We start from the raw sequence: 26,049 nt of genomic DNA on the forward strand, positions 1-26,049 counted from the left end.
TTATTCTAGCTAAATTTTTAATATTTATTTTTCAAGGGGTTAACTGTTTTTCAAACCAAGATCAGGTTAAATAAATAAAGTGTAGTGAATAACTTCACTACACTTAAATAATTGGTATTACTTCACGGTTTCACTACTCGCAATAGAACATCCTAGCTTAAATAACTGCCACTGCCCTTTTGACATTTTCTGCCACTCTTCATTATTAGTCAGTGGTTGTGTAGCAATAACCGTCACAATATCTTTATCAGTGGTTTCATGATTAAAATTTACCTCCATCTCAGCGTCTATTAAACTTGCTTTGCCAAAAGGTGCTTTGCGCGTTATCCAGTGTAAATTATTTGAACAATAGGCAAATAAGCATTCACCATTAGTAATTATAATATTAAAAACACCATATTCATTTAATTGCTCGCTTAACTCCGCAATATAACGAAATAATTCAACATCATCAGGTTGCTTATCTTTATACTTTATATGTATTTGATCCAACAACCAGCAAAAAGCAAATTCACTATCCGTTTCACCTACAGGTATATGATATTTAACATTAAGTTTGTTATGTACATCTTGTAGCTGACCATTATGGGCATAAGTCCAATGTCGCCCCCAGATTTGACGTGTATAAGGATGCGTATTTTCTAAACTTATCCCCCCTGAATTTGCCTGCCTGATATGACATACAACAGATTGACTTTTAATGGGGTATTCTGTCACCAACTTAGCAATGGGAGATGCTGCGCTTGGTAAAGGGTCTTTAAAGCTCCTACAGCCCTTACCTTCATAAAATGTAATACCCCATCCATCTTTATGTGGACCGGTATTTCCCCCCCTTTGCATTAGCCCGCTAAAGCTAAAACAAATATCAGTAGGTACATTAGCCGACATGGCTAAAAGTTCGCACAAAATAAACACTCCTTACAGCATAAAAATGAACTAAAATAATAAATATAAGATTAAGTTTTCGAAAATTGCTTTGTAAAAGCAAGAGATTATGTTTACCTAGCATATATAACATTAAAAATTTAGGAAGATTATATGGAATTTTTCACTTGGATAATAATTGCCATCTCGCTTTGTATATTTATGGCCTATAACAGAGCTTCACTATCAACGTTTACGCTATCATTTGCCACCTTAATGGCCATAGGTACCTTTGCGGATATAGTCACCTTTATAGGCTGGTTCTTATTCGCTATTGTAGCATTACCTCTTAATTTAGCCCAAGTAAGAAAAGAATACATAAGTGCTCCCCTACTTAAAATATTTAAGGGCATTATGCCTGAAATGTCTCAAACCGAACAAGAAGCGATTGATGCGGGAACAACTTGGTTTGAAGCTGAACTATTCAAAGGCAAGCCTGATTGGAACAAGCTACATAATTATCCACAACCTAGATTAAGTGCAGAAGAGTTAGCTTTTTTAAACGGCCCTGTTGAAGAAATATGCTCTATGGTAAATGACTGGGAAGTAACTCATGAACTTGCCGATCTTTCACCGGAAGTTTGGCAATACATGAAAGACAATAAGTTTTTTGCCATGATCATCAAAAAAGAATTTGGTGGTTTAGACTTTAGTGCTTTCGCACAATCACGAGTATTACAAAAACTGTCTTCTGTCAGTTCTGTTCTTGCAAGCACCGTTGGAGTACCCAACTCTTTAGGGCCAGCAGAGCTGTTACAACACTATGGAACAAAAGAACAACAAGATTACTATTTACCACGTTTAGCTACAGGCGAAGAAATACCGTGTTTTGCTTTAACAAGCCCTGAAGCAGGTTCAGACGCCAGCTCCATTCCAGATTTTGGCGTAGTCTGTAAAGGACAATTTGACGGGGAAGAAGTACTAGGCATGAAGCTAACATGGGACAAACGTTATATAACCTTAGCTCCCGTAGCAACCGTATTAGGTTTAGCTTTTAAACTACAAGATCCTGAGCACTTACTTGGTGAAGAAGAAGATTTAGGTATCACTTGTGCCCTTATCCCTACTGATATTGAAGGTGTTATAACAGGCCGTAGACATTTTCCATTGAATATTCCTTTTCATAATGGTCCAACGCAAGGTAACGAAGTTTTTGTACCATTAGATTTTATTATTGGCGGCGCAGAAATGGCAGGCCAAGGCTGGCGTATGCTGGTTGAATGTTTATCGGTAGGTAGAGCAATAACCCTACCTTCAAACAGTACTGGCGGCGTTAAATCTTTGGCTTTAGCCACAGGGGCTTACGCAAGAATTAGACGTCAATTCAAACTACCTATTGGTAAAATGGAAGGTATTCACGAACCTTTAGCCCGCATTGGCGGTAATGCTTATTTAATGGATGCCGTAACCACAATGTCTACTGGCGCGATTGATTTAGGCGAAAAACCTTCAGTTATTTCAGCTATTGCCAAATACCATCTGACAGAAAAAATGCGTCAATGTGTATCAGATTCAATGGATATACATGGCGGTAAAGGTATTTGTATGGGAAAAAGTAACTATGTTGCTAGAAATTACCAAGGTGCTCCTATCGCGATTACCGTAGAAGGTGCAAACATATTAACGCGTAGTATGATTATCTACGGGCAAGGAGCAATCCGTTGTCACCCTTATGTTTTAGCTGAAATAGCAGCAACCCAGAATGAAGATGAAATTCAGGCGTTAGACGACTTCGATCATGCCTTTTTTGGTCATGTGGGCTTTTCTATCAGTAACATTTGTCGTAGCTTATGGTTTTCATTTACCGGAGCACGATTACAACGAACACCTTTTAACGATGAAACAACGCGTTATTATCAACTACTCAACCGTTTTAGCGCAAACCTTGCCATGTTGTCAGATATTTCAATGGTAACTTTAGGTGGCGAATTAAAAAGAAAAGAACGCATTTCAGCTAGATTAGGTGATGTACTTAGCTATTTATATTTAGCGTCTGCAACCCTTAAACGTTACAACGATGAAGGCCGTAACATAGAAGATTTCCCATTAGTAAAATGGGCACTTGAAGATAGTTTATTTAAAATACAAGAAGCAATAAACGACCTTATAAGTAACTTTCCGAATACAGCCGCTAAAGTCTTTTTACAATGTACCATCTTCCCTCTGGGTACTTGGTTACAAAAACCTTCAGATATTACCGACCAAGAAGTCGCAGAAATATTACAAACACCAAGCGAAACAAGAACAAGGCTAGGTAAGTGGCAATATTTAAAACGAGATCCTGCATTTCCAATGGGGCAATTAGAACAAACTTTAGAAGATATTATTGCATGTGAACCTATTTACACTAAGGCGTGTAAAGGGCTTGATAAGTACCTACCTTTTTATAAATTAAATTTAGTTGCTGAAGAAGCTCTAGCAGCAGGCGTGATCACTCAAGAAGAAGCTGATTTACTCTGTAGAGCTGAAATAGGAAGAAAAATAGCTATTGATGTTGATGATTTTGCATCTGAAGAGCTATGTATTAAAAACTAAATACGGGTAATAAATAATTAAAAATGCAGCTGAAGCTGCATTTTTTTTGAGAATCAAAAGCTAAAATTTATGTTGTTACATTCTTTAAATTAAGAGAAAAAGAAGTACCCTCACCTAATTGGCTATGTACTCTAATTTCACATTTCAATAATGCAAGTAATTTTTGAGTGATTGCTAACCCTAAACCTGCATGTCTGCTCTCGCCTTCAATAGCATTACTGGCTCGATATCTTGCATCAAAAATATACGCGATTTCTTCAGCCTTAATACCCGTACCATTATCTTTTACAGTTAAGTAGCATTGCCCATCATTAACGTCAGAGGTTTCTAACACAATACTTCCTCCATTTGGCGTATGCCGTAACGCATTATCTATTAAATTACTTAATACACGTTCTAACTTACCAATATCGCTATACACTTGAATATGGGAAAACTCAGGAATAATACTAAGTTTTATATTAAGTGTTTCTGCTTTTAGCTGAAACTTAGCCGCTACATCATATAAAAGTTCAGTTAAATTAAAGTTTTCTAAATTCATTGACACTTGCCCGCCTTCTAAGTGAGCTAATTCAAAAATTTGATCAATTAACATTTTTAACTGACTTGAATTTTTTAATGCTGTTCGAATGAATTGATCACGATCATCACTGCTTATTGAATCCCCTTTAATCGCAATAGTTTCAATATAACCTTGTAATGATGCCAGCGGTGTTCTTAAATCATGAGAAATATCAGCTAACAGCTCTCTTCTATGTATATCGGTTTGTTTCAATTGTTCTATTTGATCATTAATTTGCTCAACCATTTCATGAAATACACTACCTAGCTGGTGAACTTCATTTTGACTATTGTGCATCCACGAGTGTAATTTAACTTTAGATTTATCAAAATTACTTGATTTTAATGCCCTCATCTCGGACATTAAACGGCACAATGGACTCGTAAAGTATCGAAATAACCCTAACATAATGACAAATAAAAATAATAACGCGACAACAGCAAATACTATAGACAACTCAGCTTGACGAGTACCTTGATGTTCGTTATAGGCAGAGTCATAACGTTCTCCAGCGACAATAACATACAAATAACCTTGCAATTGTGTTCCGTTAAATACTGGTGCAGCTGAAAAAACTTTTTTACGTGTTAAATGACGAGGATCATCACCATAAATAGGTAAAGGTGCTTTATTTCGAGTTAATTGAATTAAAGGCACTAAGTCAACTTTTTTTCTCTTAATTAAAGAGTCATCAATCGAATGTGTTAATAAATTACCTTGCGGATCAACAAAATAAAACTCAAAGCCTGGCCCTAATATCATAAGCGTATGAAATAAGTTCTCTAGTGCGTCATGATCATACACACCCTGTTGTAGCAAAGGGTTATCTCTTGCTAAATTTGCCGCTAACGACAAATGTAGTTGCTGCTCAGATTCATAACGTGTGTTTTGCTCAACTTGTTGTGACCAAAAATAAAACACAAAAGCAATGGCAATGAACACACCAAATAATGACAATGAAAGTCGTTGGTACAACGATAACTTCATATTCTTACACCTTAACTTACGCCTTGTTTACAAAACTTATAACCAACCCCCCATACTGTTTGTACTATTTCAGGGGCAGTTGCATCTTTTTCTACTTTACTTCTTAAACGATTAATATGTGAATTAACCGTATGCTCATAGCCACTATGATGATAACCCCACACAGAACTTAATAACTGAGAACGAGAAAATACTTGTTCTGGGTGAGATGCTAAATACAGTAATAAATCATACTCTGTTGACGTTAACTCTAATTCTTTACCTGCTAACGTTGTTCTATGAGACAAATGATCTATTTGTAAGTGACCCACTTTCAAACACTGTTCAGGCTCTGGTGCTTGCTGCATATTGCTTAGTAGATGCGCGCGTCTTAATAAACTTCTGACTCGTGCTTGTAGCTCTCTTACACTAAAAGGTTTAGTCATATAATCATCAGCGCCTAATTCTAAGCCTAACACTCTATCTATTTCAGAATCACGCGATGTCACCATTAAAATAGCTTGCTCAGGCTTTTTCTCTCGTAACTGCCTACAAACATCTAAACCTGACATGCCGGGTAACATCACATCAAGAATAATCACATCATAATTGTTGGCTAAAGCAAGCTCTAATGCACGTTCGCCTGTTAAGCTGTGTTCAACATTTAATGATAGTTCTTCTAAATTTACTCTTATTAAATCAGCTATATCTTGTTCGTCTTCAACAACCAAAATGTTATCCATTTGGCGATCCTTGATCATTAAAAAGAGAGGCTGCAACGACACAACCTCTCTTTAACACTATTCTACCCGTGTAATAGTGATGCTTAATGTCGGATTATCGAATCGATGATCTTGTGTTAATACTGACTGAGTTAAGCCATCATCTTTACTAACAACACCTGGATGCATCGCAACATAATCAACGTCATCTCGCACTTCGTTGTATCCCTCTCCGCCAGCAGCAGGACCTGGGATAGTTGCCATCAGTTCACTATTTTTCTCGGTACCTGAGTCATATGAACTTGTTAATAAGGAAATACTTTCGTTTACAGCTAAATTACTTATATCTTTTGCTGTTATACCAGTAAAAGCGTCGTTTGTATTAACTAACATAGTGGCAATAGAAATACTGCTTGGCATAGTGTCTTCAATACTAACAGTAATGGTTTCACTCATACCTGGAGGTAATGGAGATACGCCACTTTTACCTGATAACACCATAGTTTCGCTAAGTACAGCTGAATTATCACCACTCTCTGCAAGGTTCTCTAACGCAATAGAAGCTGGCATACCTATTTCCCAAAGCTTGCCTTCATTATGTAAAACAACAGCAACAGGTGACATAGGTTGTGCTGTGGTCAAATTAACCACTTTAACTGTATATTCATAACTTACTGGAGTGGGTGCCGGAACTACCGGTGGCTCAGGTGTTACTGCTTTATTATCATTATCACTACCACAAGCACTGACTAAAAGACTTAAGGCTATAGCCGCTGATAACGACGCTTTTTTATATGTGTTAGATGAAATCATCATAACCCCCTACTTCACTACGATAGTAACGGAAGCAACAGGGTTCAACCAACGATGTACTGTATTATCAACATCACTTGTGCCACCTGTTAAATCATCATCACCTAAATTACCACGATGTACATGAACCGTTGTATTGGCTTCTACAGATGTAACACCTGTTCCACCTGTACCTGCATTACCGCCCGGTGCTGCCGGAATGCCAGGAGCACCAGGAGCTCCCGACCCCATTACAACGAGCTCATTGTTAGCTTCTGTACCTGCATCATAAGCATTTAACATAACTTTGTAAGTTCCCGCTTCACTTGGAATTTTCCAACCGTTTAAAGCAACAAAAGCATCGTTAGTAGGAAGTAACATGCTAGCAATCGATAAATACATATTACCGTCTGCCGTATCAAGCATAGCAGTAGTTGATTGAGATGGAGCTAATAAACCGCCAGCAGGATTTTCAACCATGTCAGCATTAACGCCTGCTAACATGGTAGATAAACCAGAAATATCGCCACCTTCGGCCATTGCTTGTAACTCAGGAGAAGCAGTTTCACCTAATTTATATAAAGAAGCATCGGCAGTATGAGCTGCAATAATAAGAGGGGTATAATGCATACCTTGAGTAAGGTTTGTTACAGTAACTTCTAATTGTTGTGCGTTAACAGCAACACTTGATGTTGCAAGCATTAATGCCGCGATAGTTTTATTAAATTTCATTTTTTATCCTTGGTAACTGAAATAATTCAAGTTCAGTATGCAAGGAAAGTTTCGCGATGGCGTCACGAAGTTATCACAAAACCATCACATTTTACTTACGTTAAATTTTATAAATAACCTGAAATTTTTAAAGCCTAAAGCGGTTCACACAACAATACATGCGAGAAAGGAGAGATATGTGTTTAATGTAAATTAAACTTGAAAATAGAGTTGCATTAAAAGTAACTCTACTTGAAAGCCTTTATTCTTATAAGCCTTTGATTAGAGATGTTTCGTTTTTACTAACACCAAAAATATCTTTGGGTTTAAAACCTAAAGTTACGTGAAAATCTTTTGCTGGCAATACTAATAATTGTCTAAAGTATTGCGCTTCAGGCGATTGAGCCACAACAAAATAAGTCGCTTGATCTTCCTTTAGTACACGTCCAAGACCTAATAAAGACACAGAAAGCTTTTCACCAAAATTGATAGTTTTAGTTACCGCTTGAAGTTCGTAAGGATTAATTAATGTGACATGAAAAGTATGATGATCTCTTATTGCCTGCCTTTCTCTAAAGGATGAAAATTCATTACCTAATATATTTTTCATTTGCTGTAAGTATACCGACAAATCAGCCTTCGATACCTTGCCACCTACGTATTTAAGTCCTTGATTATCTGTTAATTCAACAACTTCTATTTGAATGTTTTTAATAAATCCCTCTTCAGCATTCATACTTAAATCTTCTTTTATTCGAGAAATTTTATGACTTATTCTTTCTTGCTCTTCTATTAATTCAACATTTTCGCTTTCTTGTTCTTCTATATAAACTAAATAATCAGCAATACTACTGGCCTTTACGCTCATTGAAGCTACCGTAAGTATTGAGAGACTAATTAGAATAAAATTATGTAAAAATTTCATTTTTATCTCCAGATAAAACACATTATTGAGATATTTTACCACTAACTTTGATTGTTTAAATACCACTTCACGGTTTCTTTTATTCTCGTTTCAAATAATTGCTGTGGTATAGGACAACCTATAACGTAACGTCGAGTGAGAGTAAGCTAACTTTTACATTATTTAAAAATGGATAACCTCATTAGATTTAACAATAAAATACAATGTAACCTCCATATCGAAGCATATTTTAGCTATACTGTAATATAACAATCACTTAATACCCATTTCATTAGTGAAGCTGGTAATAGATAGAAAATTAACTAAAACATATGAAGTATATGCTTACCCCAAATGTATTTAATCAAGTAGCTACTCTGTTATGGAATACACGATGGCGCTTATTACAGTGGAGTTTATTTAGTTTTATATTATTTATTGTATTGCAAAATCAAATAAGTTTAGCAACACCAAACATATTAGTGTGGCTGGCTTTATTTATACTATTTTTTGCTTTACAGGCGTTGGTGATAGCTTCATTTATTTTTTTCTTTAAAAACTTACCTTCTACAAAAGCTAAATCACAAAACTGGTTTACTTTTTATCGTATTATCGAATGGTGTGAAACTCTTATTTTTACTCTGCTTATTCCCTTTCCTACATTAATTTATTTATATATGTTGTTTCTATACCCGTAACCAATCAAAATTGAATAGGCACTAACTGTCCATTTTCAATCGTAACAACACGATCAGCTATTTCTGCTAAGTGCTTTTCATGCGTAACAATAATAACGGTTTGGTCTTGTAATAAAGTAGCGAGTTGTAAATTAAAATCTTCTTTACCTTCTTTATCAATCATGGAAGTCGGTTCATCTAGTAATAGAATTGAAGGTTTAGCAAGTAAAGCCCTAGCCAGTGAAATACGTTGGCGTTGCCCACCTGAGAGTAAAACACCATTTTCACCGACTTGTGTTTTATAGCCAGACTCTAATTCATTAATAAAAGTATGGGCACCGGCCTTAATAGCGACTTTTTCAATTTCTTCTTTAGTTGCTTGCGGATAACCGTAAGCTATATTGTCCATTATTGAACCATCACACAACGCAATATCTTGTGAAACAAATCCTATATACCTTCTTAATACGGACAAATTAATATCATTAATATTTGTATCACCAATAGTAATAATGCCTGTAGAAGGTTCTATAAAACGCATTAATAAATGTAAAACGGTTGTTTTTCCTTTACCGTTTTGTCCAACAATAACAACAGTTTCGCCTGATGCTATATCTATATTGACATTATTTAGTAAAATATCACTTGCTTCATAACTAAAACTAATATTTTTAAAGGAAATTTTATTGTTATGAATATCTTGCTCTAAATCACCTTTATCAATAGGCTCAGGCGATATATTAAAAACTTTGATTAATCGGGTAGACGCACCTAAAGCTTGCTGTGTTTGACCGTACAAATTAGCTAAAGCACTCATAGGCCGCGCAAAAAGAATTCCGTACATTAATAAGGTGATTAAGTCAGGCATTGATAACTTACCTGTTTGATAATGAATAGCGCTCACCACCACAACCACTAAAACACCAGACGTTACTAACAATTGAACTAAAGGAGATAAAATAGCTTGAATCTTCAATTGTTTTCTTCGTAACTCTTGAATTTTATAAGCATTATTTTTAAAGCGATCTGACTCTATATTTTCTCGAGAAAAAGCTTTAACTAATTTTATAACACCAAAGTTTTCGCTAGCGATGGCAACAGAATTTGCCTGACTTTGCACAATATCTTCAGTAAGCGGCTTTATACCTTTGCCTAAAATTTTTAAAACAATAAAAAATGCAGGAACCATTAGCATAATAATTAAGGTGATTGTTGGACTAATAGACGCCATAAGGATTAAAGCCCCTACTAGTATCAATAAGGAAGGTACTAAGCTGGTAATAACACCTGATAAAAAATGACTTAAAATACTTACATCGTTACTCAGTAATGCAAGAGTTTCACCTTTTTTATTATTATTAAAATACTTAACTGGCAGTACTTGGATATGATCATACAAGCGACAACTTAACTGTGTTAAGACTTGCGCGCCTATATAGTTAATTCGGTAAGTGGAGAAAAAACGAAGTACCGCTTGAATAGCAAATAATGACAACCAAATGAGTGCTATCCACTTGTAGCCAAAATCATAAATTGTATAGTTTTCTAACACGCTTTTAGAAAATTGCCCAGCAAACCACGGAACACTTAAACTAACTAGACTTTCTAACACCATTAAAATAATGACGAATAATAAGCCTTTTTTATATTGTTTAAGTAAAGAGAAAAAATAAAAGAAATTCATTTTCTGTGCTTTCGTATTCAAAAAATCATCCTGATCAACATAAAATTACTTGGTATCAAATAATACGCAATATAGTGGCTATAATATTAACCTAAATCAAAGTACAAATTCTTCTTTTGCATAAAGAAGATTTAAATTTATTATTTTCATCTATGTCATAACTAAAAAAGAACACGCTTTAAATGTAAATAATTTGTTAACAGCAAATATTATAGCTATAATCCATGCAATTATTTAAATAGGGAATTATTCCATGAAAAAATCAATTTTACGTAGCGCTATCGCCATAGCAATCTCTTCACTTTTTGCATCTACATCAGCTTTTGCTGCAGAACAACCAAATGCTGAAGATCTTGTAGGTAAGGCATATGCAGGTATTCACCTTCTACATATTGATACTGACAGCGAACGCTGGTTAACAAACAATCCATTATCTTCACTAAACAATGGTGACGGTTTTGGTGCTGAATTGGGTTACCGCCTAAATACAACAACTGAACTAAGATTAGGTTACAGCCATATTAATTTAGATGCTAAACATGGTGGCTTTGCTAAACCAGATTCTTCAAATATTGCTTTTGACGTTTTGTATTTTCCAACAGAGCAAAACTTTTATTTAGTAGCAGGTTTAAGTGAATTAGATATTGTTGAATCTAAATTATCATCTAACCTAGGTTTAGGTTACCGCCATTACCTAAGTGAAAAAACAGCGCTTTACTTTGAAACAAAAGCTCATTACCAATTTGATGAATACTATGATGATTTTTCAGCACAACTAGGTTTTACTTACTTCTTTGGCGAATCTAAAAAATCTAAACCCGCTAAAAAAGAAATGAAAGCTGCTGAAGTCATGCCAGCTAAAGCTGCTGTAATGTTAGATGCAGACAACGACGGTGTTGCTGATGCGAAAGATCAATGTAAAAACACACCTCTTGTAGATAAAGTTGATGAAGTTGGCTGTACTATTTTTATGGAGGATGTGGCTTCAATTAATTTATTAATTAACTTTGATAATAACAATGCAGTGATTAAGCCTCAGTATTTTGAAAAAATTAAAGAAGTTGCTGAATTCTTAAAAACATATAAATCTGTAAATGTAGTTATTGAAGGCCATGCTTCTGCTCCTGGTAACGACGCATTAAACAAAACATTATCTCAATTACGTGCTAACGCAGTAGTAGATATGCTTATAAATAAACATGGTATAGATGCCGATAGACTATCTGCTGTTGGATATGGTGAAGAGCGTTTATTAAATAAAGCAACGACTAGAGCGGCTAATGCTGAAAACCGTAGAATAGTAGCTACTATGAGTGTTGACAAAAAAGTACCATTAAAGCGTTAATACAAGTAAATTAATTTACTGAGTTTAGGATCAATTTATCAACTATAACTGGACCTAAATTACAAAATATTTTAAAAGGCTAAACAATGTTTTAGCCTTTTTTATTTAAATGAATATACAGCCATTAATAATGAGTTCGAGCAAAAAACTAAGAATAAAGTTAGCATCCTCCTTAGAATTCTGAAATATTATTCTCTTTAAATAACTGAACTAACTCATCTTCAGTAAGTACTTCTACCCCTAAGTCTTGTGCTTTTGTTAGTTTAGAGCCGGCTTTCTCTCCAGCAACTAAATAATGCGTTTTAGCAGAAACACTACCTGAGACTTTAGCCCCTAAAGATTGTAAAGCAGCTTTAGCTTCGTTACGGCCCATTTGACTTAGCGTACCTGTTAAAACAAAGGTTTTATTAAGTAAAGGTTGCTCATCAGCAGCTGCGACTTTTATTTCAGGCCAACTCATAAAAGACGTTAAATCAGCAATCACTTCAATATTATGATCTTGCTTGAAAAATTGAATTATGTTTTTCGCCACAATTACACCTACGTCAGGTACCGACTGTAAGGTTTCTTCATCTGCATTTTTAAGCGCATCGAAGGTTAAAAAGTGATGAGCTAAGTTATTTGCTGTAGTTTCACCTACTTCTCGAATGCCTAACGAGTATATAAACTTAGGCAATGTGGTTTGCTTGGCTTTTTCCATACCCGCAATTAAGTTAGCCGCAGACTTTTGTCCCATACGCTCAAGCGTGCTAACACTTAATTCGGTTAATCTAAATAAATCTGCAGGTGTCGATATAAGCTTCTCATCCACTAATTGTTCAACTAACTTATCACCTAAACCGTCAATATCAATCGCTTTCCTTGAGGCAAAATGCTTTATTGCCTCTTTACGTTGTGCACCACAAAATAAACCACCGGTACACCTTAAAACAGCCTCGCCTTCAGCTTTTAATACAGCTGAATCACATACAGGGCAAGTTGTCGGAAATTGAATTTCGCGAGCATTATCAGGTCGTTTATCAATAACAACACTAACAATTTGAGGAATTACATCGCCTGCTCTTCTAATAATAACGGTATCGTTAATTTGTATTCCTAAACGATCAATTTCATCTTGGTTATGTAATGTTGCATTACTAACCGTTACACCACCAACAAAAACAGGCTTTAAACGTGCTACTGGCGTTATTGCACCTGTACGCCCTACTTGAAACTCTACATCTTCTAATACAGTTAATTCTTCTTGAGCAGGAAATTTATAGGCCATTGCCCAACGCGGTGCTTTAGCTACAAAGCCTAACTTTTGCTGAAGTAAAATGTCGTCAACTTTTAATACGGTACCGTCTATTTCGTAAGACAAACTTGAACGACTATTTAGTATATTTTGGTAAAATTCTTCGCATTCATCAGTATTTTTAAGCAATCTAACTTCTGGGCACATAGGTAAACCAAGCGCTTTAACTTGACATAATCGTTGGTGGTGAGAGTTTGATAACCATTGTGTGTTTTCATTGGCAACTCCGTCAATAAAGTCACCAACAAAACCTAAACCGTATGCATAAAAAGCTAAGTTACGCTTTGACGTTATTTTAGAATCAAGTTGTCTTAAACTACCTGCTGCTGCATTTCTAGGGTTAGCAAAAGTTTTTTCGCCTTTTTTAATGGCGTTTTCGTTAAGTTGTTCAAAGCTTGCTTTAGGCATAAAAACTTCGCCGCGCACTTCAATAATATCAGGGTAGTCATCCCCAGTAAGACGAAGTGGAATACTTTTAATAGTTCTTACGTTTTCTGTAATATTCTCGCCTGTAGCGCCATCACCACGGGTAGCCGCTTGAACAAGTACGCCATTTTCGTAACGTAGACTCACAGCTAAACCATCTAATTTAGGTTCCGCACAAATTTTTAGCGCTTTAGTGTTACCAATACGGTCTTGTAATCGTTTTACAAAAGCATCCCATTCTTCTTTTGAAAAAACATTATCAAGCGATAACATAGGTATTTGATGAGTAACTTGTGTGAAAACCTTAAGTGCTTCTCCTCCTACTTTTTGGCTAGGAGAATCCATTTTTTTCAATTCAGGGTGTTCTGTCTCAATAGCAATCAATTCTTTCATTAATCTATCGTACTCAGCATCAGGAACACTCGGTTCATCTAATACGTAATATTGATTGTTGTATTTATTGATTAAGGTATGAAGCTCACTAATTCGCTGAGATAACTGAATATTTGACATAATAAAGGTGATAATTCACTTAAAGTTAAAAACAAAAAAGGCTCTATAAAATAGAACCCTATTATAACCAAGTTGATTAATTTATTATTCAACTTGGCATTACTTAAATTAGCATAGCATTACAAATTTTATGCTAATGCGATACGATTTTTTCTTTCAAATTCTCTAATTTTACTTATGTAATGTTGCTCTGTTTGTTTAGTCATAACACTACGTTTATCATCGAGAAGCTGCGCCCCAAACTCTACAGAAATTTGTTTAGCTGCTCCTAGCATATGCTCAAAAACTTCAAATGCGTCACCCGCGTTAGGTAAGGTCATAAATAATGTTACCCCACAGGTTGTGAAGTTTTCTAAAGCATCTAAGTCGAAAGTTCCTGGGTTCATAATATTAGCTAGACTAAAGGTTACTTTACCATTACCGGCACTATCTTGATGACGATGAAAAATATCCATATCGCCGTAGCGTAACCCCAAAGTTAGCAAGGTAGGCAGTAACGCTGCACCAGAAATTACTTCTCCTTGAGGCATAACAACAGAAACCACTAAAACTTCAGGTTCAAGTGGCTCTCTTTTCATTTGTTTTTCAGCGGTTACAGGTTCATCAATTGCTGACATAGATGGCATATCACCTGTATCGACAGGGTCACCAAAATTCAATTCAATTTGATTACGCTTAACAGCTTCTTTTTTAGTGATAGGTGCTTTCTTTTTAACTTTAGGTTTAGCTGTAGTAATAACCTCTTTAGCTTGAGGTTTTGGTTGTGTAATAGGCGTATCGTATAACGGCTTATCTATAACCACCGGTTTTTTAACAGGTTCTTCTAAGTTTTCATTATTAAATAAATCAGGGTTTTCTGTTACGCCGTAGTCAAAATCGACAATATCGTCGCCAATATCTGTAGAACAGTCCTGCTCAGAGGTTCCTAGTTGCTCAATACCAGCGTCCGTTAAGCTAATATCAATTGAAGATGATTTAACTTTAGTTTCAGTCGTATCTATCGAGCTTGTTGTTAGCTGATCAGAAGGTTCGCTATAGTCAAAATCATCATTGACCAGCTCTGTATCAAGCGCACTATAACTAGGCTCTTTTTTAGCTGTAAAAGGCGTATTTTTTACTTCATTTTCATTAAGTGAATGGCTATCGCTTGGTGTTTTACTTCCAACCACGCGCGGTTTACTTACGCCATCTTGGTCAAAACCAGAACCGTCAAAACCTCTCTCAAGGGGTTCAATCGGTTCATTCGTTGCTTTTAATTTATAGGGGTTTTTATTTTTTCTTATCGTTATAAAACCATGTATAAAAATTACTGCAATAATAACAGCGCTTAGAATTATAAGGGTGTTTCTAAAATTGCCTTCCATTTTTCAACCTACAATATTTCGGCCATAGCGACAGCTTCTTCAATATCAACAGCAACCATTTTTGAAACTCCGGGCTCAAACATGGTAACGCCTGTTAAATGAGAAGCCATTTCCATGGCTATTTTATTATGACTTATATAAATAAACTGAACAGTTCGCGACATTTCACGAACCAAGTTACAAAATCGACTTACGTTAGCATCATCTAACGGAGCGTCAACTTCATCCAACATACAAAAAGGTGCTGGATTTAATCTAAAAATTGCGAATACTAATGATAAAGCGGTCAGCGCTTTTTCACCACCAGATAATAGATGAATAGTACTGTTTTTTTTACCAGGTGGTTGTGCCATTATTGTTACTCCGGTGTCTAACATATCAGCTCCGGTTAATTCTAAATAGGCTTTCCCTCCACCAAACACCTTAGGAAATAGGCTTTTCAGGTCTTTATTTACCTGTTCAAAGGTGTTTTTAAATTTCTGACGACTCTCTTTATCTATTTTTTCGATTGCGGCTTCTAATGTGTTAATTGCTAAGGTTAAATCATTATTTTGTGTATCTAAATATTCTTTACGCGTTAATTGTGTTTCGTATTCATCAATCGCAGCTAAATTAATTGCACCTAAGCGCTCTATATCTTTCGAAAGTCGAATAATATGCGCTTGCCAAATGCTTTCTTTGGCATTTTTAGGCATGTTATTCAGTATCTCATCAAATGATTGTTGTGTTTCTCGAAGTAAATCTAATGACGATTCAGCTCGTAATTTAAAACTTTCATAATCTAAATGAAATTTAGCGGATTTTTCACGTAAAGTTAAAATATTATCCTGATTTTTCTTTTGTTCAAGCTCAAGTGTTTTCACCTCAAGTTGAGTATCCGCAATATCTTGCTGAAGCTTTTCTATTTTGCTGTCTGTTTCAGACATTTCTTTAAGCCATTGAACCAGCTTATCTTCATCAATTTTTAATGGTTCGGCGCTGTTATCAATAACATGCTGATTAGACATTTGTTGTTCTATTAAACGTTCTATTGTTTTTTGAACACTTTGCACACTCTGCTTACATTGATCTTTTTCGTTTTTAAATTGCTCAACTTTAATGGCTATATTATGACGTTCTTCAGCTAAGTTATTCACTCGTTTTTGCGCAACACTCACTTGTTTTGCTAGGCTTTCTTGTTGATTTTTTAATTGCTCAAAATCAACATCAGCCGGCATCACTAATTGATTACGCTGCTCCGTAAGCTGATTAATATGTTGTTGAATATTGATGAGTTGTTGCTTATGAAACTCAATGTCACTTTTTATTTTTTGCTGTTGTGTTAAATAAAATTGCTGATTTTGCTCCGCTAATGCTTCTGTTTGTTTAGCGTTTTGCAGCGATAACTCAATAGCTTTACTTTCAATATTTAACTGTTCTTGTTCTGTTAACAACTGCTGTAACTCAAACTCTAACTTAATTAACCCTTCTTTATTTGTATTTACAGCTTGCTCTAGTTGACAAATATCTGTCGTTAATTGCGCTTTTCTTTCAAGTAATAAAAGATGATTCGGCGTGCTTTCAATAGTACCTTTACGAACAAAACCATGTCCTAACCACGTAGTATCCATGCAAATAACAGATTCGTCACCCCCAAGTTTTGGAAGGATTTTTTGCGCTTGTTCAACATTATCAGCAAAATAAATTTTTTGAAAAAAAGAAAGAGCAGACGGTAAATTCTGTATTTTTTCAGTAATAGAACCCGCAGAATTTTGGTTTATATGAGTATGAGATTCAATTAACAAAACCGTTTCTAAATGTTTAATGGCTGAAATAGAGTCTGATACTGAGTTAACTATTTCTGCTTGTGACCAACTTAACAGTAAACTTTCTACCGCTTTTTCCCAGCCTGACTCTACGCTAAGCTGCTCAACAAGGCTTGGAATATTTTGCTTTTGTTCACCACCTTCAACCACTATACCTTTTTCTTGTAAGCTATTTCCCTGTAAACAAGTATGCTGTTCAACTTGCCAATTTTCTTTACGAGAAAGTTGCTCATCAATATTCATTATATTGTTGTTGAATGCGGTTAATGAGGCTATTTCACTGGCCAATAATTGCTTAGTTTCGCTTATTTTATTTTGCTTAGCTTGGATCTGTTGATTTAATTTCTGTTGTTTACTTAGGGTAAGCGCTAACGATTTCTCAATAGTTTTACTTTCTTTAATATCAACCTGATTAGATGAATTATTCTGATACTGCTCATCAATATATAACAGCTGATTATTTAACGATTCAATTTGTTCATTAGCTTGTGATTTTTTTTGCTGCTCTAATTCGACTTTATTTGTAATGGTTGCTGTTTTTTCTTTAAATTCAGCAACACTTTGGTAAGAAGCATTCCATAAAGCTTGCACTGCATTTTGTTGTGTAGATAAACCTTCTAACGTTTTTTGTTCTGTTATTAATTTTTTTTCTACATCGCTCAACTGAGGTAAAATTTTCGTTAAGCTATTTTCTAATTTATTTCTTTTTTCTTGTTCTGTTTTTAAAAGCGCTTGAGCATTTAAAAGTTGCTGCTGAGTAATATCATTATTTTGTGTAATACTGGTGCTTTGCTGTTTTAAATGCTTAATATTTTGCTCTGTGCGGGCAATATGATTAGTTAGCTCTAACTTTTTATTATTAAAGCTAGTAATGCTCTCATTATTTAGTTCAACCTTTTGCTTCGCTTGAAACAGCGCAATATTTTGTTCTTCTTGAATTTTAGCAATCGACTCAATATCAATTTGGGCATCGTTATAAAACGTTTGTTGTTGTTTACTTTGCTGATCAAAAGCTTGCCAGCGTAATACTGAAAGTTCAGCTTTATATTTTCGCTCTTGTGCTTTTAAAGTACGAAAACGTTTAGCTGCTTCCGATTGTTTATGGAGTTTATCTATTTGTAGACTCAGTTCAGCACGAATGTCACTCAAACGAGCAAGGTTTTCACGGGTGTGTCTAATTCTATTTTCGGTATCTTTACGTCGTTCTTTATATTTTGAAATACCCGCGGCTTCTTCAATAAATATACGTAATTCATGAGGTTTAGATTCGATTAAACGAGAAATAGTACCTTGCTCAATAATGGCATAACTACGAGGTCCTAAACCTGTACCTAAAAATATATCCGTTATATCTCTACGACGACATTTGGTTCCATTCAAAAAATAAGTGTTGGTGCTTTCTCGATTAACTAAACGACGAATAGAAATTTCATTTCGATCCGCCATATTCCCTTGAATACGACCATCTAAATTATCAAAAACTAATTCTACACTGGCTTGACCTATAGGTTTACGGCTTGATGAACCATTAAAAATAACGTCGGTCATAGAATCGCCACGTAAATTTTTAGCTGAGCTTTCACCTAACACCCAACGAACAGCATCAATGATATTAGATTTACCACAACCATTTGGGCCAACAATCGCGGTCATCTGTTGTTCAAAAGGCACTTTAGTTGGATCAACAAAAGATTTAAAGCCAGCCAGTTTTATATGCTTTAAGCGCATATTATAAACAACCCCTTTTAATCATATTTAATTGTCGCCCACAAAGATTGGAATAATTGATGATAAGATAAACGATTTGCTCGTACCCTATTATAAGCCGCTAACTTTACCAGATGTTGATGTGCTTTGTAACAATTCAATACTGTAATTTTAAAGCCGTTCAACATATAATCGACTCTGTAATATCAAACAGTTAGGTAAATTAAAAACGATGCAACACAATACTTCTTCAACACAAAATACCAGTGGCGCTGGGTATTTTTTTAAAGGCTTTGACCTTATTCAACAAAAAGGCATTAAACGATTTGTTTTTGTTCCATTGTTTATCAATTTAATTTTATTCAGCGTAGCTTTTTATTACCTTTATTTGCAACTTGATCATTACATGGCGATGTTTACTCAATGGTTACCTAGTTGGTTAACTTGGCTTAGTACGGTTTTGTGGCCTTTTGTTTTAATTGCCGTTGTGGTGCTGTTTTCTTTTATATTTAGTACGGCAGCAAACTGGTTAGCTGCACCTTTTAATGGTTTGTTATCAGAAAAAGTTGAAGCTATGTTAACAGGTGAACCAAGCCCTGATGGTGGATTTAGCGATATTATTAAAGATATTCCCCGTACTGTAGGCCGAGAGTGGACTAAGCTTTGTTATTACGTACCTAGAGCGCTAGGCTTTCTTTTAATTATGTTTATTTTACCCGTTATAGGGCAAGTTATTTGGTTTATTTTTGTTGCTTGGATGATGGCTGTTCAATATAAAGATTACCCTTTTGATAATCATAAAATATCATTTACTGATATGAAAAACGCACTTAAAAAGAAACAAGGGTTAAGCTATGGTTTTGGATTTACAGTGGCTATTTTTTCAATGCTTCCAGTAGTCAATTTAATTGTAATGCCTGTTGCTATTTGCGGCGCAACAAACCTTTGGGTTGATCATTATAGAAAATCATTTATACGTTAAGATAAATAGCTTATAAGCTAAGCCTTGTTTCACTTTAATTAAAAGTTCAGCACTCGCTTAGCCAAAATAAACATGCTATAACTTGTTATATTTATATTATATATAGGGAAATACCGTGGCTAAAAACACCAATAAATCACTGATATTTTCAATGTTCTGTTCAACTTTATGTTCAGCATTGTTAAGCTCAACACTGTTAAGTACAAGCGTAAATGCGGCTGATACTGAAAAAGTAACCATTGAAGTAATGAATGATGCTAAAATTTTCGCGCAATTTGACGATGAAGTTCCTGCCGTAATTAATTATTTCACAAAAAATAATGAAACCAGTATTGTGGATTTTTATGAAGAAAATTATGGTCAAGCTATTTCATCTAGCAGAAAAAAAGGCCGATTAGAAAAGTCATTTATAAAAGATAACTACAATATAAAAATCATTATTTCTGAACAAGATAATTTTAGGCAAGTTGATGTATTAGTCACTAAATAACGCAGATATATATTCAACCCCTAATGAACAAAAGGAGCTTAATGCTCCTTTTTTAGTTAATAGTTTTGTCTGATAGCTATTTTCAATCAAACAATGCGTCTATCGTTCCTTGCGCTAAGCCATGGTATCCAGGTCTTGCTTGTTTATATACTTTTAAAGCCCAGTCTTTTCCTTCTTGCGTGGTAACAAGCTCTTTATATAACGGCACAATAAGTTTGCGTCGTCCTATAGATTTTAAGTAAGTCGCCATTTGCGGATAAACATGTTTATAACCAGCTTTAATTGATAATAAGTACCAAGCATGGGCAATTTCAGCATTCGTACTTACGGTTAAATTAAAACGTTTATCTAGTGTACTCATGAATGATTCATTAATATCTAATGGTAAGTTATTAATGAAATGAAGCCACTCGTGTAACGTCCACTGTGTGGTATTAATTTCATCTAAACTAATAGCTTTTGATAACAATTCATTTGTTAAGTTATCAATCACGTTAAAGGCATTAGAGGTTGGTTTAGGTGAAACACTGGGTAAACCTTGTCCATAAATCCATTCATTCAATACTTTATCAGAAACTATATCAGGGTATTTATGCGTTAAGTTTTCTTTTAAATACACTATAAAGTTTTCAGTACCTAAGCTTTGAAAAGCATGGCTATTAAAATAGTCGAGCATGAATATATCAAACTTATCTCGACCAAACTTTTCTTCTAAGTACATTAAAAACAACTGACCTTTTACATAAGGTACACCCGAAAAAGCATCATCAGGATCGCGTCCTTTCAAATCAATATAAAGCTGTGTATCACCAGGTGCTAATACCGAGATTTCATCATTCAAACCTTGAGCGCCTAATGCTTGCTCCATAACAGCACGGTCTACACCAAAAACAGATTCCATAATGCGATTTTCAACATAACTGGTAAAACCTTCGTTTAACCATAAGTCTCTCCAACTTTCATTAGTGACTAAGTTACCAGACCAAGAATGAGCTAACTCATGCGCAATAAGGTTTACTAAACTTTTGTCGCCCGCAATAACAGTAGGAGTAATAAAGGATAAGCGTGGGTTTTCCATACCGCCAAAAGGAAAACTCGGTGGTAAAATAAGTAAATCGTATCTACCCCAGCGATAAGGCCCAAATAATTTTTCTGTTTCATCAATCATCGCTTGTGTGTCATCAAATTCAGCAACAGCCGCGTCTAATATAGACGCTTCAGCATAAATACCCGTTTGCTTACTCATGGCTTTAAACTGTAAATCACCGACACCTATTGCAATTAAGTAAGAAGGAATAGCTTGCGGCATTGAAAAGAAGTAATCACCATCACGTTCGGTATCAGGTTCATTGTTAGCACTCATTACCGCAACTAAATCTTTATCGGTTGTAATTCGTGCTGTATAGGTAGCTCTTACCGTGGGTGTATCTTGAATAGGTATCCATGATCGCGCGTGAATGGCTTGGTTTTGGCTGAATAAAAAAGGTTTGTTTTTGCCTGCCGTTTGTTCCGGTAGCAACCACTGTAATCCTGAAGCTTTTTCCGTTGAGTGGTAATATACACGTACTTTTTTTGCTTTAAATTGAGGTTTAATGGTTAGCTTAGCACCAAGAACATCATCTCGTTTTGCTAACATATATTGCACTTTCACCCAGTTACCTGAGTTATTTTGTGCCATTACGCGTTTAATAATTAAATCACGAGTATCTAAATAAATAGGTTGTAGATCATCAGACAACCACTTTAACGATAGTTCAGCAAACCCTTTAAGTGATTTTTCTTCAAAATCGACAGCTAAGTCTAAATAAATATGTGTTGTGGTCACCTGATCATAATTAGCATAGGTATATGCATCTTTAAGTTGAGCATTTGCCGCACAAGACAAACTAACTAAGACTAAAGTGATAATTTTTAATAAGTATTTCATTATATAAACATCCATAAAAAATAGGCCTTTAGATTAAGATAACCTAAAGGCCTATTCAACTTAAATACTTAAATTCGAGATGCTTTACTGGAGAGATGAGACGTTTAACTTTTTTAATAGCAAGTTGATAAATTAATTGACCACTTAGCGAAAATTAAAAGCCTTAATACATGCTTTGCTCAATTATGGTTTATCCATTCTAATCACTACGCGTCTATTCTTTTCACGACCTATTATGCTGTTATTTGAAGCCACATGACGCTTCTCACCATAACCTTTAGCTTCTATTCGGCTAGGATCAATACCAGTTTTAACAAACTGCTCTCTTATCGTTTGAGCACGTCGTTTAGACATTTCATAGTTAGCATTTCTTGGACCGTAACTATCTGAATAACCGTCTATTAATACTAATTCTAACTCTGTATCTAAACTTAAGTATTCAGCAATCATAGCTAATTTACGTTTAGATGATTTAGTTAAATCGTCGGTGCCAAATTGGTAATTTAATACGGTATAAGAAATGTCATCAAAATTATAGTTTAGTAAATTACCCACGCAATTAACAAACTCTTGATAAGCACGTTGAAATTTAGCTGTTGATAAACCAACAGATATTTTTTCATCACTTCGGTACCAATCGTCATAATAAAACGTTGGGCTCATACCTTGGTCTAATTCATTTAGCATAGTCCAAGCCACTTTCTTAGGTAAACTTGGTGCAAATTGTTTATGCAATTTCATATCCGCCAGAGTATAACCTGCCACACCCGGTCGCCATTTAGGGGCAACAGAACGAACTTCAGCTAACGAGTAATTATCAGGTAGGCGCATCATATCTAATTCAAATTCTAAATTAGATTTACGATTGGCTTTGCTGTAAAACTTAGCTTCGCCGTAATTGGGAATATTGTGGGAAAGTGTGCACTCTAAACGTGATTCGTTAGATAATTGCCACTTAGAGTTATCTAAGTTAGCCGCATACTGCCTCATACCTGCATTTGCATTGCAAACAGATACTAATAAAACAACTGGTAGAAGATATTTTTTCATAATCAATTATATTTTAGTTTCAATGACAGTAACTATATCGACGAACATTTAAATAACTTTAACATGAATTGTTAAAATTAAAGGATAAAAGTAAAAAACACTCAGTTCTTCGTACTTATTTTAGCTATTTTCTGAGATAATTGTTATTAATTATCAAAATAAATAAGACTTTTTGTATGACGGATCTTAATTCATCTACTACTGCTTCAGCAGACAACGGAAAAACACTTTTTGCACAACGTTTTAGAGGTTACTTCCCTGTAGTTGTAGATGTTGAAACCGCTGGATTTAATGCGCAAACCGATGCTCTCCTTGAAATAGCAGCAACAACCCTTTCCCTTGATGAAGACGGTAATTTTTCTTTAGATAAAACCATACATTTTAATGTTGACCCTTTTGAAGGTGCTAATTTAGAAAAAGCGGCTTTAGAATTTACTGGTATTGATCCAACCAACCCGTTAAGAGGTGCTGTTGATGAAGAAACAGCGCTGAAAGCTATATTTAAATTAATTCGTAAAAAAATGAAAGCCGTTGGATGCCAGCGAGCTATCATGGTTGCTCATAATGCCTCATTCGATTTAGGTTTTGTAAATGCAGCAACAGAAAGGTGTTTAATTAAACGCTCTCCGTTTCACCCTTTTGTTAGTTTTGATACCACTACACTTTCAGGTTTAGTATTAGGGCAAACAGTATTAGCTAAAGCTTGCATAGCAGCCAATATAGATTTTAATAACAGTGAAGCTCATTCGGCTTTATATGACACAGAAAAAACAGCAGAACTGTTTTGCCATATTGTAAATAAATGGAAACAACTAGGTGGCTGGCCTTTAATAGAAGAGTAGCTTTCTTTTTCTCTTTAATTATTAACCTTTAGTGATATCACTAAAGGTTAATAATTAACTTATCCCATAAAAAAAGGAGCCATAAGGCTCCTCTTTCCAAATAAATCTAATCTTAACGACGTAGACCTAATTTACCGATTAAAGCAGTATAACGTTCAACGTTTTTGCCTTTTAAGTAATCAAGTAATTTACGACGTTGACTTACCATACGTAATAAACCACGACGTGAATGGTGATCATGGATGTGCTCTTTAAAGTGACCTTGAAGATGGTTGATTTGAGTTGTTAACAAAGCAACTTGTACTTCTGGTGAACCTGTATCACCTTCTTTTTGAGCATATTCAGCAACAATTGCTGCTTTTTCTGTAGCGTTTAAAGACATAATATTTCCTTAGTGTGTTTACTTAAACCGAGTATGGAATAAGTAAGTAAAATTCTCATCCTGCCAAACACTAATTCAGCTAAGACGACAAAAGAGCGCGTATTCTATCAGTAAAGTGTGCGATTGCAACTGTTTACTGCGGATCATTAGTTATATTTATACCCGTTACCAATCAAGGTGCGTATTTCAGAGCACCTTGAATGGTAACGGGTATATAATTTGCCTCACTACCACTATAAAAATGAGACTGTTTAACAATATGGATATTGGTTGCTATTTCTCTTATCGTAAATTCAATATCCATTTTTTCATGATCTATAAACTCTTTCGCAGCAACATAAAACACATTATCTGCTTATCATGAAATTATGGACAAACGATTAACTGCACTTAAAAAAATAGGGAATCTAATTAAAGAATCCCTATAAGTAATTAATGTTGTTCTATCTAAGATGGTAAAGCTGAAAATAAAATTAACTATTTTAATTTGCTGCCACAACAATACGTTTAGGTGCAACTCTGCCTTCATCATCAATGAAGCCTACACCAATAAATTCACCATCGTCTTCGTTATCACCAATAAACACTTGTACCATACCTTCAGCAGGACCATCAGAGGTTTGTACAGGATTACCATGCCTTAAATAATGAGCCGACATATCATCAACAAAAACAGCAGGTATCCCATCACAAGCCGTTGTCATGGGTAATAACAAAGGATCAAGTAGTGTAGAAGGAGACACTTCATCAGCCTCAGCTTGCGCTAATAAGGTTTCAAGTTGCTCCATAGTAACCATTCTATTTTTAGGATAATTGCCAACAGCACTTCTTCTTAAGTGAGCAACATGAGCACCACAACCTAATAACTCACCTAAATCATCTACAATCGTTCTTATATAGGTACCTTTAGACACATGAATAGATAAATCAACCTCATCATCTTCAAAACGTAAAAGCTCTAAATTAAAAACCGTTATATCTCTTGATTCACGAGGAACCTCAATACCTTCTCGCGCATATTTATATAAAGGCTGACCTTGATATTTAAGCGCTGAATACATAGAAGGGATCTGCTGAGTTGTACCTCTAAAGGAATCTAATGCTTTGCTAAGTTCATCGGCACTTACATTGACTTCTTTCTCAGAAACAATTTCACCGTCAGCATCACTGGTTGTAGTTCTAACACCTAACTTAGCAGTAACTTCGTATGTTTTATCAGTATCTAATAAAAACTGAGAAAACTTTGTGCCTTCGCCTAAACAAATTGGCAGCATACCTGTAGCTAACGGATCTAAAGCACCTGTATGTCCTGCTTTTTGAGCAAAATAAATACGCTTAACTTTTTGTAATGCGTTGTTAGATGACATTTCATAAGGCTTATCCAGCAATAAAACACCATTTATTGCTCTGCCCTTTCTCTTCTTGGCCATTAAGTTATTACCTTA

The 26,049-nt window shown here is 35.1% G+C and carries 21 protein-coding genes; 6 read left to right on the forward strand and 15 right to left on the reverse strand.

The genetic code is table 11. The features are described 5' to 3' along the window. Window positions 1-117: 117 nt before the first annotated feature. Window positions 118-906: a class II glutamine amidotransferase gene (locus AC0L5Q_RS06245; RefSeq protein WP_473615820.1), complete on the reverse strand. Its 789-nt coding sequence runs from the start codon at window positions 904-906 to the stop codon at window positions 118-120. Window positions 907-1,038: 132 nt separating this feature from the next. Here AC0L5Q_RS06245 and fadE point away from each other — a divergent pair, with 132 nt between their 5' ends. Next, the gene (fadE, locus tag AC0L5Q_RS06250; RefSeq protein ID WP_473615823.1) at window positions 1,039-3,459 is read left to right on the forward strand and encodes an acyl-CoA dehydrogenase FadE; all 2,421 of its coding nucleotides are present in this window, start codon (window positions 1,039-1,041) and stop codon (window positions 3,457-3,459) included. A gap of 67 nt (window positions 3,460-3,526) precedes the next feature. Here fadE and AC0L5Q_RS06255 read toward each other — a convergent pair whose 3' ends face one another. The 5 genes from AC0L5Q_RS06255 to AC0L5Q_RS06275 form a co-directional block, all read right to left on the reverse strand. Further along, window positions 3,527-5,008, reverse strand: a complete 1,482-nt coding sequence (locus tag AC0L5Q_RS06255) for a sensor histidine kinase (RefSeq protein WP_473615827.1) — start codon at window positions 5,006-5,008, stop codon at window positions 3,527-3,529. A gap of 11 nt (window positions 5,009-5,019) precedes the next feature. Then, window positions 5,020-5,730, reverse strand: a complete 711-nt coding sequence (locus AC0L5Q_RS06260) for a response regulator (RefSeq protein ID WP_473615831.1) — start codon at window positions 5,728-5,730, stop codon at window positions 5,020-5,022. A 57-nt stretch (window positions 5,731-5,787) separates the two neighbouring features. Then, window positions 5,788-6,522 (reverse strand): spondin domain-containing protein, encoded by a 735-nt coding sequence (locus tag AC0L5Q_RS06265; protein ID WP_473618262.1) that lies wholly within the window; start codon window positions 6,520-6,522, stop codon window positions 5,788-5,790. Between the two features lie 9 nt (window positions 6,523-6,531). After that, a complete protein-coding gene (locus tag AC0L5Q_RS06270) occupies window positions 6,532-7,233 on the reverse strand; it encodes a spondin domain-containing protein (protein WP_473615835.1) in 702 nt (233 codons plus the stop codon). 247 nt (window positions 7,234-7,480) lie between these two features. Then, window positions 7,481-8,080 carry a hypothetical protein gene (locus tag AC0L5Q_RS06275; protein ID WP_473615838.1) on the reverse strand — a complete coding sequence of 200 codons (600 nt, stop codon included), beginning with the start codon at window positions 8,078-8,080 and terminating at the stop codon, window positions 7,481-7,483. Between the two features lie 368 nt (window positions 8,081-8,448). Here AC0L5Q_RS06275 and AC0L5Q_RS06280 point away from each other — a divergent pair, with 368 nt between their 5' ends. Continuing rightward, entirely contained in the window at window positions 8,449-8,814 is a 366-nt protein-coding gene (locus AC0L5Q_RS06280) for a hypothetical protein (RefSeq protein WP_473615842.1), read from the forward strand. A 4-nt stretch (window positions 8,815-8,818) separates the two neighbouring features. On the opposite strand, the gene AC0L5Q_RS06285 is transcribed toward AC0L5Q_RS06280, so the two are convergent. Further along, complete coding sequence (locus AC0L5Q_RS06285) at window positions 8,819-10,498, reverse strand: ABC transporter ATP-binding protein (protein ID WP_473615847.1); 1,680 nt, start codon at window positions 10,496-10,498, stop codon at window positions 8,819-8,821. Window positions 10,499-10,730: 232 nt separating this feature from the next. On the opposite strand from AC0L5Q_RS06285, the gene AC0L5Q_RS06290 reads away from it, so the two are divergent. After that, window positions 10,731-11,822, forward strand: a complete 1,092-nt coding sequence (locus AC0L5Q_RS06290) for an OmpA family protein (RefSeq protein WP_473615852.1) — start codon at window positions 10,731-10,733, stop codon at window positions 11,820-11,822. Window positions 11,823-11,994: 172 nt separating this feature from the next. Here AC0L5Q_RS06290 and ligA read toward each other — a convergent pair whose 3' ends face one another. The 3 genes from ligA to smc all read right to left on the reverse strand — a co-directional run bounded on the left by ligA (window position 11,995) and on the right by smc (window position 18,952). Next, window positions 11,995-14,055, reverse strand: a complete 2,061-nt coding sequence (gene ligA, locus AC0L5Q_RS06295) for an NAD-dependent DNA ligase LigA (protein WP_473615855.1) — start codon at window positions 14,053-14,055, stop codon at window positions 11,995-11,997. Window positions 14,056-14,183: 128 nt separating this feature from the next. Then, a complete protein-coding gene (gene zipA / locus AC0L5Q_RS06300; RefSeq protein ID WP_473615857.1) occupies window positions 14,184-15,419 on the reverse strand; it encodes a cell division protein ZipA in 1,236 nt (411 codons plus the stop codon). An 8-nt stretch (window positions 15,420-15,427) separates the two neighbouring features. After that, window positions 15,428-18,952: a chromosome segregation protein SMC gene (gene smc, locus AC0L5Q_RS06305; RefSeq protein WP_473615859.1), complete on the reverse strand. Its 3,525-nt coding sequence runs from the start codon at window positions 18,950-18,952 to the stop codon at window positions 15,428-15,430. A gap of 211 nt (window positions 18,953-19,163) precedes the next feature. Between smc and cysZ the strand changes: the two genes are divergently transcribed. Then, the gene (cysZ, locus tag AC0L5Q_RS06310) at window positions 19,164-19,913 is read left to right on the forward strand and encodes a sulfate transporter CysZ (protein WP_473615863.1); all 750 of its coding nucleotides are present in this window, start codon (window positions 19,164-19,166) and stop codon (window positions 19,911-19,913) included. Between the two features lie 115 nt (window positions 19,914-20,028). After that, on the forward strand, window positions 20,029-20,403 hold the full coding sequence (locus tag AC0L5Q_RS06315) for a hypothetical protein (protein ID WP_473615868.1): 375 nt from the start codon (window positions 20,029-20,031) through the stop codon (window positions 20,401-20,403). Between the two features lie 82 nt (window positions 20,404-20,485). On the opposite strand, the gene AC0L5Q_RS06320 is transcribed toward AC0L5Q_RS06315, so the two are convergent. Continuing rightward, window positions 20,486-22,330, reverse strand: coding sequence for a M1 family metallopeptidase (locus AC0L5Q_RS06320; protein ID WP_473615871.1), 1,845 nt, complete (start codon window positions 22,328-22,330; stop codon window positions 20,486-20,488). Window positions 22,331-22,513: 183 nt separating this feature from the next. Then, window positions 22,514-23,380, reverse strand: a complete 867-nt coding sequence (locus AC0L5Q_RS06325; protein ID WP_473615875.1) for a flagellar protein MotY — start codon at window positions 23,378-23,380, stop codon at window positions 22,514-22,516. 176 nt (window positions 23,381-23,556) lie between these two features. Between AC0L5Q_RS06325 and rnt the strand changes: the two genes are divergently transcribed. After that, window positions 23,557-24,222: a ribonuclease T gene (gene rnt / locus AC0L5Q_RS06330; protein ID WP_473615878.1), complete on the forward strand. Its 666-nt coding sequence runs from the start codon at window positions 23,557-23,559 to the stop codon at window positions 24,220-24,222. 112 nt (window positions 24,223-24,334) lie between these two features. On the opposite strand, the gene rpsO is transcribed toward rnt, so the two are convergent. The 3 genes from rpsO to truB all read right to left on the reverse strand — a co-directional run bounded on the left by rpsO (window position 24,335) and on the right by truB (window position 26,034). Then, complete coding sequence (rpsO, locus tag AC0L5Q_RS06335) at window positions 24,335-24,604, reverse strand: 30S ribosomal protein S15 (RefSeq protein WP_076418899.1); 270 nt, start codon at window positions 24,602-24,604, stop codon at window positions 24,335-24,337. A 172-nt stretch (window positions 24,605-24,776) separates the two neighbouring features. Continuing rightward, a complete protein-coding gene (locus AC0L5Q_RS06340) occupies window positions 24,777-24,950 on the reverse strand; it encodes a hypothetical protein (RefSeq protein WP_473615883.1) in 174 nt (57 codons plus the stop codon). 136 nt (window positions 24,951-25,086) lie between these two features. Then, on the reverse strand, window positions 25,087-26,034 hold the full coding sequence (gene truB / locus AC0L5Q_RS06345; RefSeq protein ID WP_473615887.1) for a tRNA pseudouridine(55) synthase TruB: 948 nt from the start codon (window positions 26,032-26,034) through the stop codon (window positions 25,087-25,089). Window positions 26,035-26,049: the final 15 nt, after the last annotated feature.

The organism is Pseudocolwellia sp. G5-9 (genome assembly GCF_055808995.1).